This window comes from Streptomyces sp. ISL-10 (genome assembly GCF_018614575.1).
In the GTDB taxonomy this organism is placed as follows: Bacteria; Actinomycetota; Actinomycetes; order Streptomycetales; family Streptomycetaceae; genus Streptomyces.
The window spans coordinates 60,002-73,386 of sequence record NZ_JAGGOJ010000010.1 but is presented as its reverse complement, the minus strand read 5'-3'; the positions used below and the strand labels follow the sequence as shown (position 1 = coordinate 73,386).

The 13,385-nt window shown below is 69.9% G+C and carries 9 protein-coding genes; 2 read left to right on the top strand and 7 right to left on the bottom strand.

Annotation, left to right across the window (positions count from 1 at the left end):
• Nucleotides 1-56: 56 nt before the first annotated feature.
• Both J7E88_RS10790 and fxsT read right to left on the bottom strand, forming a co-directional pair.
• Nucleotides 57-1,280 (bottom strand): hypothetical protein, encoded by a 1,224-nt coding sequence (locus J7E88_RS10790; RefSeq protein ID WP_215179601.1) that lies wholly within the window; start codon nucleotides 1,278-1,280, stop codon nucleotides 57-59.
• A 258-nt stretch (nucleotides 1,281-1,538) separates the two neighbouring features.
• Nucleotides 1,539-4,607 carry an FxSxx-COOH system tetratricopeptide repeat protein gene (gene fxsT / locus J7E88_RS10785; protein WP_215179599.1) on the bottom strand — a complete coding sequence of 1,023 codons (3,069 nt, stop codon included), beginning with the start codon at nucleotides 4,605-4,607 and terminating at the stop codon, nucleotides 1,539-1,541.
• Between the two features lie 800 nt (nucleotides 4,608-5,407).
• Here fxsT and J7E88_RS10780 point away from each other — a divergent pair.
• Complete coding sequence (locus tag J7E88_RS10780; RefSeq protein WP_215179597.1) at nucleotides 5,408-5,716, top strand: small hydrophobic protein; 309 nt, start codon at nucleotides 5,408-5,410, stop codon at nucleotides 5,714-5,716.
• Nucleotides 5,717-5,763: 47 nt separating this feature from the next.
• On the opposite strand, the gene J7E88_RS10775 is transcribed toward J7E88_RS10780, so the two are convergent.
• The 5 genes from J7E88_RS10775 to J7E88_RS10755 all read right to left on the bottom strand — a co-directional run bounded on the left by J7E88_RS10775 (nucleotide 5,764) and on the right by J7E88_RS10755 (nucleotide 10,842).
• Complete coding sequence (locus J7E88_RS10775) at nucleotides 5,764-5,946, bottom strand: hypothetical protein (protein WP_215179596.1); 183 nt, start codon at nucleotides 5,944-5,946, stop codon at nucleotides 5,764-5,766.
• Nucleotides 5,947-6,243: 297 nt separating this feature from the next.
• Nucleotides 6,244-8,379, bottom strand: a complete 2,136-nt coding sequence (locus J7E88_RS10770) for a tetratricopeptide repeat protein (protein WP_215179594.1) — start codon at nucleotides 8,377-8,379, stop codon at nucleotides 6,244-6,246.
• Nucleotides 8,380-8,746: 367 nt separating this feature from the next.
• On the bottom strand, nucleotides 8,747-9,613 hold the full coding sequence (locus J7E88_RS10765) for a peptidase (RefSeq protein WP_215179592.1): 867 nt from the start codon (nucleotides 9,611-9,613) through the stop codon (nucleotides 8,747-8,749).
• Between the two features lie 91 nt (nucleotides 9,614-9,704).
• The gene (locus J7E88_RS10760) at nucleotides 9,705-10,154 is read right to left on the bottom strand and encodes a hypothetical protein (RefSeq protein ID WP_215179590.1); all 450 of its coding nucleotides are present in this window, start codon (nucleotides 10,152-10,154) and stop codon (nucleotides 9,705-9,707) included.
• A gap of 145 nt (nucleotides 10,155-10,299) precedes the next feature.
• The gene (locus J7E88_RS10755) at nucleotides 10,300-10,842 is read right to left on the bottom strand and encodes a hypothetical protein (RefSeq protein WP_215179588.1); all 543 of its coding nucleotides are present in this window, start codon (nucleotides 10,840-10,842) and stop codon (nucleotides 10,300-10,302) included.
• Nucleotides 10,843-10,984: 142 nt separating this feature from the next.
• Between J7E88_RS10755 and J7E88_RS10750 the strand changes: the two genes are divergently transcribed.
• Nucleotides 10,985-13,003, top strand: a complete 2,019-nt coding sequence (locus J7E88_RS10750) for a S8 family serine peptidase (protein WP_215179586.1) — start codon at nucleotides 10,985-10,987, stop codon at nucleotides 13,001-13,003.
• Nucleotides 13,004-13,385: the final 382 nt, after the last annotated feature.

Genomic DNA, 13,385 nt, shown 5'->3' with positions numbered 1-13,385 from the left:
TCGCTCCGCGCTCCCGAACCACGCAATGGGAGGTACCCAGTTGCCGAGCTGGTCCGTCAGACAGACACGGAGTTGGTGATCGACGCCTGCCGTGCTGCGGCTGCTGCTCGTACCTCGGGCGTCTCCATCGGGTCGTCGCGCAGTGCTGCGATCCGCTCCAGGGCTTCCGGGCCGGCCGGTGCCGAGGCAATCCCCACCAGCCGTGCCGTCTCCTCGCAGTCCCAGAGGGACTCGGTGTACGCGTAGTCCAGCCCACTCCGGTCGATGGCGGCGAGCGCCTCCAGATATGCGGCCCGCTCGTACGAGTGCGGAGTGTGCAGCCAGAAGCGCCGCAGGTAGGGGACAGCCCCGGCGGCGTCGGTCCCCAACCGGCCCACACGCTGCGCCGTCCGTTGGGGGCCGCACCAGGCCCGCGCTGCCCACTGCTGGGCGAGTTCTTCCACGAGTCCCGGAAGTGCCTCGGGACCGGGGTGGTCGGCCAGGACGTTCGCTCCCAACTGAGCCAGCCACGGGCGTCCGTCCTGTGCCCACCCCCGCGCCGCCGGGATCGCGAGGGCGCCGAGGCGCTCAACCGCCCGAGTGAGCAGGGGCAAAGGCCGGCGGCCGTCCGGGGTGCCGAGCGAGGGGACCAGCGGGATCAGCTCCTCGACGGGCTCCCGGCCGTTCAGCGCACGCAGCGCGTCGACCTTTACGTTGCCTTCGGCAGTGCTGCCGGTGAGCAGGGCGAGGAGCTCGTCGTCGCTGAGCCCTGCCAGGCACGGCCGCGGAACGAACGGGCGGGTCTGCACCTCGATCCCGAAGCGGGTCCACGGTTCGAAGTACCACGGAAGCTCCGCTTTTTCGCCGATCCGGGCGCGTGCAACGTCACCGAGGTCGTCCCACCACACGGTCGGCCAGCCGGCCGAGACCGACTCGAGGACGCGGACCCAGTGCTTCCCTTCCCTGATATACGTCCGAAGCCCCTCCCGGGCCTCGTCCGATCCGGCGAGTGCCAGCAGTTCCAGCACCTCGCAGGCTCGCGAGCACGACTCCTCGTCCTCCGCCAACTGGCCGATGACCGGCGTCGGCGACAGCTCCAGGCCCCTGACCAGGCTCGCCAGGTACGGAGCGCGGTCGTCGGTTGCGTCCCACCGCCAGTCGCGGCGAATCCCGTCGTACACGAACACGGCGGCCCCTTGCGGGCCTTGGAGCGCTCGTACCGCGCCCAGGCCACGCCCCCGCTGCAGCAGGCCCTCGACAGAGTCGAGGCAGGCATATGACATCTCGTATTCACCGCTCATCACCCGGCACCTTGCCCAACCGAACGCCCAGCCGCCAGGCATTATCGGGCCGCCCCACCAACGGGCAGGCTGCCTCTTGCCGAGCACGCCCGGCCCACGACGAAGGCAGGGTGCTGTCACAACACGGGTTCTGGCTCCACTTCCGTGAAGCGCGCACGGTGAGTGACGGCTGACCGCTCGGACCGGCCTCCGGGAAGGTGCCTCGAAATGATCAGTAGCGATGACGGTGTGGCCGACACTTCGGTGATGGACCCGCTGCTACGGGGCGATCTCCTGCCGCACCCGTTCGGCCCGCTCGAGGTCGGGGTGCCCCGCTGCGTACCGTGCCGCATAGAGGGAAACCGCCCTGTCGATGTCCGCCACGGCGCCCTGCGGGTCTCCCGCGGCACGCCGGGTCAGGGAGCGCTCGACCGCCGCATCGGCCACATACGGGTGCTCGCTGCCCATGCACCGCTCGAACATGGCGACGGCCCGGCTCAGCACCGACTCCGACTCCTCGTAGCGGCCCTGGTCGCGCAGTAGGGCACCCAGCTTCGTCAGACTGCCCGCCACATCCGGGTGGTCCTGGAATTCCTCCTCCCGCACCGCGACAACCCGCCGCAGCAGTCCGTAGGCCTCCTCCAGGCGCCCCGAGCGACGCAGGACCTCGGCAAGATGACCGTCGACGTCGATCACGTCACGGTGGTTCTCCCCGTAGTCGACTCCGTAGTCGGCGATCAGCAGGGTGCGCGCGGTGCGCAGTTCCTGCTCCGCCACGTCGAGATCGTCCAGTTCCCTGCTGATGATGCCGAGATGCTTGTGGCAGGTGGCCATGTCGATGGCCGGCGTGCCGGGCAGCGCCGAACGAACCTCGAGCGCCTCACGGTAGGCATCGGCGGCCTCCCGGAGACGGCCGCGCCGCCACAGGGCGTCGCCGTACGTCGCCCACGCCTCCGCGACGAGAGGATGCCGCTCGCCGTCCGACTGCCGCAAATGCTCCAGCACCTCGCCCGCGAGTTGCTCGGCCTCCTCGAACGCGGTCAACTCCCGGAGAATGCGGCTCAGATGGAGTCGTAGTCGGCCCACGAAGTGGTCCTGCTCGCTCAGCTCGCCGACCGCCACCGCGATGGCCTGCTCGGTAACCCTGCGCGCATCCGCCAGTTCTGCCTGGTGGTAGTAGACGCGGCCCAGCGCGGCGAGCACCATGGCGCGCGCCAGCCGGTCCGGTTCCGCCCGCGACGACTCCACATCGAGGGCTTGTTCCAGCAGCCCCCTTGCCGGACCGTGTTCGCCCCGCAGGTGCAGATAGCGTCCCGCACGCAGCAGCAGGGAGCCCAGCACGGCCGGGCAGCGCTCCCGCAGCAGCGGGTAGTGCGCCGCGCGGGACTCGGTGAGCTCCAGAACGTGTGGCATGATGCGCCGGCACGTCACCCAGGACGCCGGACTCAGGGGCTCCATGGGGAACGCCGCGCTCACCAGCATCAGCGCCGAACAGACCGCCCAGCGCTGCTCCTCGGGACCGGTCATCCGGCTGAGCACATACTCCTGGGCCAGGCGGTGGATGGTGATGCGGTCCTCCGTGGCGTCGACCAGCGACAGCCTGACCAGGACAGCCACCGCGCGGTCGTACTCGGCGCGCGTGGCGGGCAACCCCCCTCGTTCCCCACCCACGACGCCGATGTGAACGGGAACCATGTCTCGGGGAATGCCGTCCGGCGCCAGAAAGGAGAAGACGGAGAGAAGTGCCCGCACATGCGGGTCCTCGTCGTTGGCTTGGTCGAAGCTGACGTTCCAGGAAGTGGCCATGGCCGAGGCATACCAATCCGTGTCGGCTGTTGATGACATGTGGCGCGGTCCCTCACCCAGAAGGGCCCGGTAGCCGGCCAGGGACGCACGGCGCTCCTCCACATAGGCGCCGACGTACTCCAGGGCGAAGGGAAGACCGCCGAGCCGGGCGGTGACATCCCGCGCGGCGTCGCGGTCGGACTCCCGAGTGCGTTTGAGGAGAAAGGCCTCTCCGTCGTCCAGATCGAAGGTCTTGAGCGGCACCCGGGTCACGCCCAGAGATCCCCAGTTGGGGTTGCGCGAGGTGATCAGTACGTCGCCGTTCGACGCCCGGGGCCAGATCGTGGAGACATCCGGGGGCTGCTCGACATTGTCGTAGACAAGGAGCCAACGGCTACGCCCGCGCAGAGCGGCCCACAGGCGGGTGAGCATCACCGTCAGGTCGGGCACCTCCTCCGCCCCGAGGGCCCGGGCGAGTTCGGAGAGCTGGCCACTCAGCGACACCTGACGCTCGGCGTTGACCCACCACACCACGTCGTAGTGGCTGGCGAAGCGATGTCCGAACTCCAACGCCGTCTGGGTCTTGCCGACGCCCGGCAGACCCACAAGACCACCGGCGTCGGGACGGGGCCCGCCGTCGTCCGAGAGCAGGCATCGCGCCAACGTGGCCAGGGCTGCGTCACGGTCCGTGAAGTGCGGATTGCGCGGCGGGAAATTGGTGATGGCCGCACCCCATGCGGGATAGCTGAGCCCGGCGGCAAGGAGTGCCACATCCGTCACGGCGCCCCCGGGGCGCAGCCCCAACCGGTGAAGTCGCGTCACCAGCGTGGACGCGACCACATCCGGTTCCCCGGACGACAGGTCCAGGCAGGCGTCGTGGGGCAGCGCCTCGAGCGGATTCACAGCCCCCGTCGGCCCGTTGTCCCACAGATCGAGCGAGCCATAGCGGATCCAGCCGATCGGCTCGCCCTCCTCATGAGCGGCGACCAGCTGGTTCAGCCAGTCGGCGTAGCGGGGGAGATCCTGGGGTGGGATCTCGGGGAGCAGGATCAGGGCGCTGTCGGCGCCGTCCAGGAGCTGCTGGGCGGCTTGCTCCATGCCTTCGTCCTGCGGCGGCAGCCCGCCCCGTCGCAGGACGGTGAATCCCGCGCGGACCAGCACCGTCGCGGTCCAGTCCGCCCAGGTCCGCTCTCCCGGCAGGTAGCAGAGGGCTACGGTCCGCTGCTCCGGCGGAACATCTTGGACGCCGTGCGGATCGTCGGCCCGACCGGGGCTCACCGCGCCGCCGTCGGTCACGGCGGCGGCACCGAGATAGGTGATGCAGGCCGTCAAACCTGTCGCGACCACCTGGGACAGGGACGGGCTGCCGGCGAATCCCTCACCGACGCTGGCGTAGGAGGCGAGGGCGCCACCGAGCGCGATGACCGACGGCATCGCGAAACGGACCACCCGGTTACGCGCGTTCGCACGCGATCGCGGAGTGACGGTGTCACGCGCGGTCGGCACCAAGGGCGCGGACGCGGGGTCGAGGTCATCGGCACCGGGGTCGGGGAGGGCGGACATCAGATCGGCCGGCCTTCCGTGGAGCCGATGACGGCAGAGCGCATGCTCACTCCTCGCAGTTCCTCAACTACCGTGGAGCTTATGCGATTTGGGTATCGGTCGCACCGCGCGCCCCGATCGCGGCCTCACGACCGCCTACATGCCGGGCACGGCCGGGCTGTTCGGCGCTCCAGGTCGAGCTGGTCGTGACCGACGTGCTCGGCGCGGTGGTGTCCCGGAATCCGACGCGGCCGCGCGACCCACATACCGCTCGCCAGCTGGGGCACAGGGGCTCTCCGAGAACACGAACCGGCTCCTGCGGCAGTACGCGCCAAGGGTGACGAACTGCGCCGGTTCTCCCTGTGAGACCTCGACGACATCGCAGAACGCAGCCAAGGGGCAGGGAGACGCTCTCACGGGCCAGCGGCACCTCGCGAACGGCCCCTGGCCAAAGCCCCTGAACAAAGCCCCTGCCAAAGCCCCTGGCCGAAGGCCAAGGCCTCTGAACGAGGTCTTCAACGGCTCGGCTTCCGTGCGTGTTTACGTGGCCCATCCTGCTTGACGGCATAGCCATCGTGCAGGGATACCCCCGTCAGCTTGGAGCCGGTGCACCACGGCAGAGACGTTCGCCAACCGGACCGGGCGGCCCGTTGCTGCGTACCGGTCGGCGGAGAGCGCCGAGACGGGCCGGTTCGACACATCCCCGGGGCGGCGGTACCCGGGGTTCGCCAATCCCCCGTACCGGGTCGGAGCGTTCAAGGTCTGGGAGCGCTGAGAGGGGGTACCCGCTGTCGGAGCCCGATTCGACGACTCAGGGAGTGATGATGGCGGGCTTTGGACACACCACGCGCAGGAGCCCCCGTTCACGTGGCCGGACGTGGTCACGGAGCGGGCCGGATCGCGCGGCACTCGGAATCATCGGGCTGATCTGTGCGATCGCGGGATTCTTCGTGCTGGGGATCATCCTCGGCCCGATCGCGATCGCCTGCGGCTGGCTCGGCATGGGCCGCCGCTGGAACGGCGCTCAGCCCGTCCCGGCACTCGTCGCCGTCGTGCTCGGTGGCATTGACACCCTGCTTGCGGTCATCCGGCTGGCGGGAGCCACGGTTCCCGGCGGCGGGATGTGGTGACCGTCAGCCGCGCACCGCGGCTTGTCGGCCCGCACAGCGCGGGTTCCTCAGCCCCGCACGTCGGGTTCCTCGGGTGAACCGACCGGGGTGGGCATTGCGCCCACCCCGGTTTCCGACAGCGCGGCAACCCGCTCGCGCAGCGCCCGCACCTCGGCCGTCAGCGCCTCCAGGAGAACCGGCTTGCGTGCATGGCGCCCTCTGAACGGATCCTGCTGCTGTCCGGCGACCACGCCCGCGCCAGGCCCTGGATGACTGGATCGGCTTCCATCTGTGGCCGTTTGCATCCACGACCGGGGCGCCGAACAGGCCGAGGAGCGACGGGTGACAGATACGCGAGCGTGGCCGGCGCACCCCGGCTGAAGGGTGGTCGCGTGCCGAGTCGCAGCCCTCCCGATCACCGATCGATCCTCAGATCGACTACAGGGCGGCCGTTACCGGATGCGGCCCTTGCTGAGGACCCGGCTGTCGGGGGTCGCCTCAAACTGCCCAGCCGCGCTCCTTGCACGGCAGGGAAGAACGACCGGCTCTTACCTTCCGCCCAGTTCACCCAGCAACTGTTCGGCGACGCGCAGATGCCGGTGGCCCGGCTCCAGGATGCGGCGAGCGTCAGCAGTGATCCGCACCAGAGCCTCGGCGGCCTCGGTCGGGCGCCCCACCATCGCGAGCGCACGGGCCTGGTCGAGTCGGGTGTGAAGGACGTGGGGATGGTCCACGCCGAGAAGCGTCGTACGGTCGGCAGCGAGAGCGTCGAAGCCCGCGAGGGCCTCATCGGCCCGCCCTGCAAGGGCAGCGAAGGACGCCAGGCTGCTCCGAATGGCCAGCGTGTGGGGGTCGAGGGGCCCGAGGCTGCGCAGCGCGTCCGAGAGCAGTTCCCGCATCTCACGGTCGGCTCGGTCGGTTTCGCCGCGGAGGCCGGTGAACCAGATGAGACTGCGGCGGGTGGCGATCGTCTGCGGATGCGCCGCTCCCAACAGGCGTAATCGGTCGTCGAGGAGCGCCCGCAGTTGTCGCACCGCGGTATCGGCGTCACCGCCCTCGCCGGTGCAGTACGCAAGCTGGTGGCGCGCCGCCAGCGTGTCGGGATGCTCGGGGCCCAGCTCGCGCCTTGTGTCTTCGACCAGCTCCCTGAACAGCGTGGTAGCTGTGCGCAGGTTTTCCGACTCGCCGGTGAAGAAGGCGAGCTGGTGTCGGGCGGCCAGGGTGTCCGGGTGTGCGGGGCCGAGGGCCGCGGCTCGCTCCTGGGCGAGGGCCCGTAGCTCGCCGGCTGCCCGGCGCGGCTGCCCGGCGTCCCCGACGGCGATGGCCAGTGAGAACGCCGCCCCTGGGATGCCCGCCCCCCGGGCGCGCTCCAGCGCGGTGACGGCGCGGGTGAGTCGTGCCTCCTGGTGGGCGACGAGACCGAGGTCGTAGGCATCGGTCGGAGCCACCAGGTCCAGGAGCGCGTCCCACAGATGGTCGGGCACCGGAGCGAGATCGGGTGCGTTGAGCAAGTAGTCGAAGGCAAGGTACCCCTGGCTGTAGTTGCCGATGAGCAGTCCGCTGGTGGCGTACGCGGCCTGGCACGCCCAGCGCATGGCGTCGTCGAAGTCCTCGGGTTGCAGGTCGCCGCCGCCGCGCCCATCCAGGTACGGCGGATGCAGATCGCGCAGCCATTCGCGGGTCACGGGACACCGCAGCCCCGCACGGCGGCAGTCGACCGCGGCTGCGACCACCGCCGCACCGCGAGGGTTCGCCCCGGGTGCCCAGGCGTTCTGCCAGGAGGCCAGCAGTTCGGGGCCGGCCGCGATGATCTCGGCGATGCCGAAGCGCTCGCGTCCGTTCAGCGCCTGCCTGATCCGCGGATCGTGACGGAAGGGCTCCGCCCGTCGGCATTCGGCGTCCGACCATCGCCGGGCCAGCCGGATGACGGCGGCCATACTGAGCACCTCGCGCTGCATACGCCAGGCATCGCGGTCGGAGCCGGTCAGCCGACTCTCCTCCCGCGCGTCGTAGCGGCGGTGTTCCTCCGACCGCATCGTCGCCAACACCACGACCCGCCCGGGCCGGGCGTCGAGCAGCGTGGCCAGCGCTGCCACGGTGAGGCCTTGGGCGCCCAGATAGTCCTCGAGGTCGTCCAGCCACAGCACCGCCCTGCGCCTGCGCCGCGCCACGCGGAAGGCCTCGGCGAGGGCGGCGCGTGTCATGGGCCGGACGAACGCGTGCCTCGGGAAGCATGACCGGACGACCTCGTAGGCGAGACGGGTCTTACCCGCCGTGGACTCCCCGACGACCAGGACGAACCGTGCCTGCGTGACCGCTTGGCGCAGTTCCGGTTCGACATCTCGCTCGATGTACGGTGGCGGGCCGCCCCCTTCCGTCACCTGGTCGGGTTCGGCGGCGTGCACCCCGGCAAGCTCGGGACGGTCAACATGCAGCACCCGGGGTATCCGCCCCGAACGGCTTCGCAGCAGTTCCCCGCTGTCCTGCGGTTCCCGCTGTGGGCGTAACAGGTCGGCCACCAGCCCGTACACCGTCGTCACCGCCGCACCGATACCGGTGGCCAGCGGTCCGGACGTCCAGACCGCCGCCAGCATCAGCGCCAGAGCACCGGCCGCGACTGCGGCCAGATAGCGGATCCACCCCCGCCGGCGGCCGCCGCCTCCCCGCCACAGATACGCCGACATGCCGCCCCCTCATGTCCGTCCGCGGTCTCCCATTCTTGTTGCCGTGGGTGTTCTGTCGAGTCCCCTGCTGCCATTCGGGGTCAGGATCCGGCGGTTGGAGCGGGTGATGCCGCTGAGCCCATCCGGGCCGTAGGCGGGTGCATCATCGGACGCGCTTGGCCGGCGATCTGCTCACCGTCAACCGCCGCCGCAAGCTGTGGCCCGACCGGGTGTGCGCGGCTCGTTCGAGCTCGGGTGCGCAGACAGGTAATTGAAGGCCGTCAGCCAGTCCTCACCATCGATGAAGCGGCGCATGTCCGCCTCCGGAAGCGTATGGCCGAGGCGAATGCCCCTGACGCCGCGCTCCCGGCATCCCGGCCTGTCCCGGTCAGCGGAAGCGGTTGCGGCGGCGGTATGCGTACGCGACGAGCAGCGCTGCGGCAACTGAAAAGAGGCCGCCGACCGTGAGTATGGCCATCGAGGTGTTCCCGCCGCGCTGACCAATGGTGATGCGGCCGCTGGTCTCTCGTTTGACGAGTCCGCTGGTGAGCGTCAGTCGTGCGGTCCACACACCGTCCGGCAGCCGCGGGTCGAGTGTGGTCTTCGCCAGCGTCGAGCGACCCGGGCCGATGGTGCCTGCCTTGACGTTGAACGGGCCTGCGAACGCGCCGCCCGGCCCGTCCGACAGGGTGAGCTTGCCCGTAAGGTCGAGGGCCCGCCCGCCGGTGTTCTTCACTCGGGCCGTGACCACCGGTACGCCGTCCGCGGCGCGGATGCCGGTGAGATCTTCGATGCGGAAGTCCGAGCGCGGTTCCCCGCCGGGCCCGACGGACAGATAGATGCGCACCCCTGCGCGGGCCACGTTGCGTACCTGCTCCGAGCGGTCGTGATGGGGGCTGATCTCCGCCCAGATGACACCGTAGTGTTCGCCGCCGGTCGCATCGTTCGCCACGGTGACCTCAGTCCACACTGTCGCCGTCTCGTCGGGTGCCAGGACGAGTGCACTGGGCTCGACCGTCACCCACTTGGTGAGCTCGTTGCCGGTACGACCGGGGGCGAAGGCGAAGCCGTCCTTGTGGACCGCGGCGGCTGCGGGGTAGAGCTGTACGCGGTGACGGGTGTCCGAGTAGTTGGTGACTGCGATGCGCCTGCGAATCTGCTGGGCTGGTTTGATGTGATCGATGATGTATCGGTGGGCACGGCTGTCTTCGCGGCGGCTGACCGGCGCGTCGACGAGCCGGATTCCGACGCTCACGTCGCCAGACCCCCGCGGCGGTGCCTCCGCGGCTACGGGCGCGACTGATCCCAGGAACAGTGACACCGCAAGGAGCAGGCCACCCACCGGCTCATGCCACCGAATGGGTCACCGTCCCGCTGTAGAGACCGCCGACGGCGTGCTGCGGGATGGTGATCTCCAGGGTGGGGTTCCAGCTCGCGCTGTTGTTTCCGCTGCCCGAGGTCTTGGAGAACGCGGTGCGTGGCCGCTCCAGGCTGACTCGGTCGGCACGAGTGGGCTGTCCGGGCACGAAGGTGCCGTTGCCGGAGGTGGCGGTCGCCGGTCCGGACCAGTAGTTCACCAGGTTCGGCGGGATGACCTCGGTCTCCTGGTCTGTTCCGGTGTCGAACTGCGTCGAGACCACAGACGCTGTCCACGTGGCGTCCGCCGCGGCCCGCTCGTCGATCACCGTCACGGTGCCGAGCTGGCCGCTGACCGTCTGCCCCGGGAACCCGGACCCCAGATTGCGCGAGGTGGGCACCTCGATCTTGAGGTTCGCCGTTGCCACGGTGAACGTCACGGTCGTGTCCCCCGACGGCTGGGCGACCGCAGGCAGCGATGCCGCCCCGACGAAGGCGACGGCAATGACACACGAAATCAAAGGTCTTTTAGGCACGGAATCACCGTAGCTCTGTATATGACGGTATGTCGGCACCGAGTGTGTTTCATGCCACCGAGTGGGTGACTGTCCCGGTGTAGGTGCCGCCCACGGCGGTCGCCGGCACCGCGAGGATCAGTGTCGGCTGCCAGGCGGTGGTGTTGTTCCCGTTGCCCGACGTCTTGGTGAACGCGGTACGCGGGACGCTCAGGCTCTGCGCCTGCGCGCTCGTGGCCTGGCCCGGTACGCGGGTGCCGGGGCCCATGGTGCTGGTGGCCGGACCCGACCAGTACGAGAGCTGGCTCCTGGAGATCTGCCGAGCGGCGCCGCCGCCCGGCGTCGTGAAGTCGCTCGCCGACACCGTCGCCGTCCAGACCGCCGGCCGCCTCCCCCGCGTATCCGACACCCGAACCTCACCCATCTGTCGGCTGATCGATGAACCGGGCGAGGCCCCGCCGAGACTCACCGCGGCCGGCACAGTGATCGACAGTGTGCCCGGTGGTTGCTCGACACGTCCCGAAGCGTGACTCTCCACCGGCACCGCCACACCGGGCAGCACCGTCACCATGACCGCCGAAGCGACGCCCATAAGCGTCCACAGCATCTGCACGCCGCGACTATAGATCCCGCTGCGGGTGCTTTTGATCCATCGTCACCCGTTCAGGCGGTTTCTGTCTGACTGTTACCGGTTAGCGTTCCTCGACCGGTTTCGCCCATCCGCGCTTTTCGGCGGATCTTCGTCCAGGAGCCCCATGCGTAACTCCGCGCGCGCAGCGACATACACCGTCCTCGCCCTGGCCCTGGCCCTCGCCGCCGCCGCCAGCCCCGCCCTGTCCATGCCGGCGTACCAGGGCCGCACGGAACCGACCCGGCTCGCCAGCGCCAGCGAGGACCACCAGCCCACGCTCATCCGGCTGCGCACCCGCACCTTCGATCCGACCACACCGGAAGCGGAACGCTCCCGGCCGCGGGGACGCCTGCGGTCGGAGGTCGGCCGCGCGTACCTGGTCCAGTTCGCGACCACGCCGCGCGACAGCCACCGCGCCGCGCTGGCGGCCCTCGGCGCCCGGATCGGCGCCTACATTCCGGACGCCGCGTACGTGGTGCGCATGGACCACGCGACCCGAGAGCAGGTCGCTGCGCTCCCGTTCGTGCGATGGGTCGGCCCGTACGACGCCGGCGACAAGATCGAAGGCGGGGTCGTCCCGTCCAGCAGCCGCCGATACCTCATCACCCTCGTGGAACGCAGCGCCGCCGACCAACGGGCCGTGGTCAAGCGGATCAAGGCGATCGGCGGGAAGGTGCACGTCGCGTCGGCGAGCCGGCAACTGATCGAGGCAACCCTGGAGCCGGCGCAGGCGCTTGCCGTGGCGCACCTGGACGCGGTGCTCGCGCTCGACGTCTGGACGGCACCCGAAGTGGACATGAACAACGCCCGCGTCGCGGGCGGCGCCAACGCGATCGAGACCGCCCGGGGCTATCTCGGCCAAGGCGTACGCGGCGAGGTGATGGACACCGGGCTGCGCACCACGCACCAAGAGTTCGCGGCATTCCCGCCGATCATGCATACCGCCAACACCACCAGCACGAGCCACGGCACCTCGACGTACGGACAGATCTTCTCCTCCGGAGTCAACGCCAATGCCCGCGGTCTGCTTCCCCAGGCGCAGCCCATCTTCGCCAACAACCAGGTGTCCGACCGGTGGGCGCACACCGCGCAGCTCGTCGACCCGACTGGCCCGTACCGGGCGGTGTTCCAGTCCAACAGTTGGGGCAGCGCGCTGACCTTCGGCTACAACTCGACGTCGGCGGCGATGGACGACATCGTCTTCGACCACGACATCCTGATCTGCCAGACCCAGGGCAACACCGGTAACCGCTCCGCCCGGCCACAGGCGTGGGCGAAGAACGTGGTGTCCGTCGGCGGCATCTACCACTACGACACCGTCTCCCGCGCCGACGACGCGTGGAACGGCGGTGGGAGCATCGGCCCTGCCGCGGACGGGCGGATCAAGCCGGACCTGTCGAACTACTACGACGCGGTCCACACCACCGCGAGCGGCGGTGACGCCGCGTACACCGGCACGTTCAGCGGCACCAGCGCCTCCACCCCGATCACCTGCGGCTACGCGGGCCTCATCTTCCAGATGTGGGCCGACGGGGTCTTCGAGGGCGGCCCCGGTCTGGACCGCGACGTCTTCGCGTCCCGGCCGCACGCCGCCACCGCGAAGGCGTTGCTGATCAACTCGGCCGACCAGTACGCCTTCACGGGCGATTCCCACGACCTGGCACGGATGAAGCAGGGCTGGGGTTCGGCCAGCGCCGGCAACCTGTACCAGCAGGCAGAGGCCAACAACTGGCAGCTGCCGATCCTGGTCGACGAGACCGACGTACTCACGGCAGGCCAGGCCGCGACGTACACGCTGACCACCGACGGCAGCGAGCCGCTGAAGGCGACCATGGCCTACACCGACCCGATGGGATCCCCGTCGGCGGCCCAGGCTCGCGTCAACGACCTGACCCTGAAGCTCACAGCTCCGGACGGCACCGTGTACTGGGGAAACAACGGACTCGCGGCAGGAAACTGGTCAACTCCGGGTGGCTCGGCGAACACGATCGACACCGTCGAGAACGTGTTCATCCAGAACCCGGCCGCCGGCAGCTGGACGATCGAGGTCATCGCCAGCCAGGTCAACTCGGACGGACACGTGGAGACCCCCGCGACCGACGCCGACTTCGCACTTGTCGCCACAGGAAAGGTCACCGGCTGATACTCCCGTGCGACATCATGATTGCGCCGGTGGAGTCAGTCATGGTCCGCTGCATCTCCCGAGTGAATCCCCGGTCCCGGCACTCAGGCGCAGGCACGCGGTTCTGGGCTGGAGCCGCGGGTTCACTTCCCTCAGCGGTGCGGTCGTGTCGATCGGCGCGACCGCACCAGCCCGACACCGGCGGGCCCCTGGCCGGGCCCGGCGTTGACCAGGCGGCACGGCGTGCAATGTGTCGGTGGTCCTCGGCTGCCCCTCCTCGGCGGCGGTGGGACCGCATTCCCTCACCTGGCGAAATGGCCGGACGGCGGCCCCGGGCGTCATGGCCGATCAGGGACCACCTCGTCGAGGACTGCCGCGAGCTGCACCCGGCCGACGCGGCGGG

Bases quoted from the DNA above. Each gene is read 5' to 3' on its own strand.
- J7E88_RS10780 (WP_215179597.1), top strand. From the start codon at position 5,408: ATGATGGCGGGCTTTGGACACACCACGCGCAGGAGCCCCCGTTCACGT.
- J7E88_RS10750 (WP_215179586.1), top strand. From the start codon at position 10,985: ATGCGTAACTCCGCGCGCGCAGCGACATACACCGTCCTCGCCCTGGCC.
- fxsT (WP_215179599.1), bottom strand. From the start codon at position 4,607: ATGTCCGCCCTCCCCGACCCCGGTGCCGATGACCTCGACCCCGCGTCC.
- J7E88_RS10790 (WP_215179601.1), bottom strand. From the start codon at position 1,280: ATGAGCGGTGAATACGAGATGTCATATGCCTGCCTCGACTCTGTCGAG.
- J7E88_RS10770 (WP_215179594.1), bottom strand. From the start codon at position 8,379: ATGTCGGCGTATCTGTGGCGGGGAGGCGGCGGCCGCCGGCGGGGGTGG.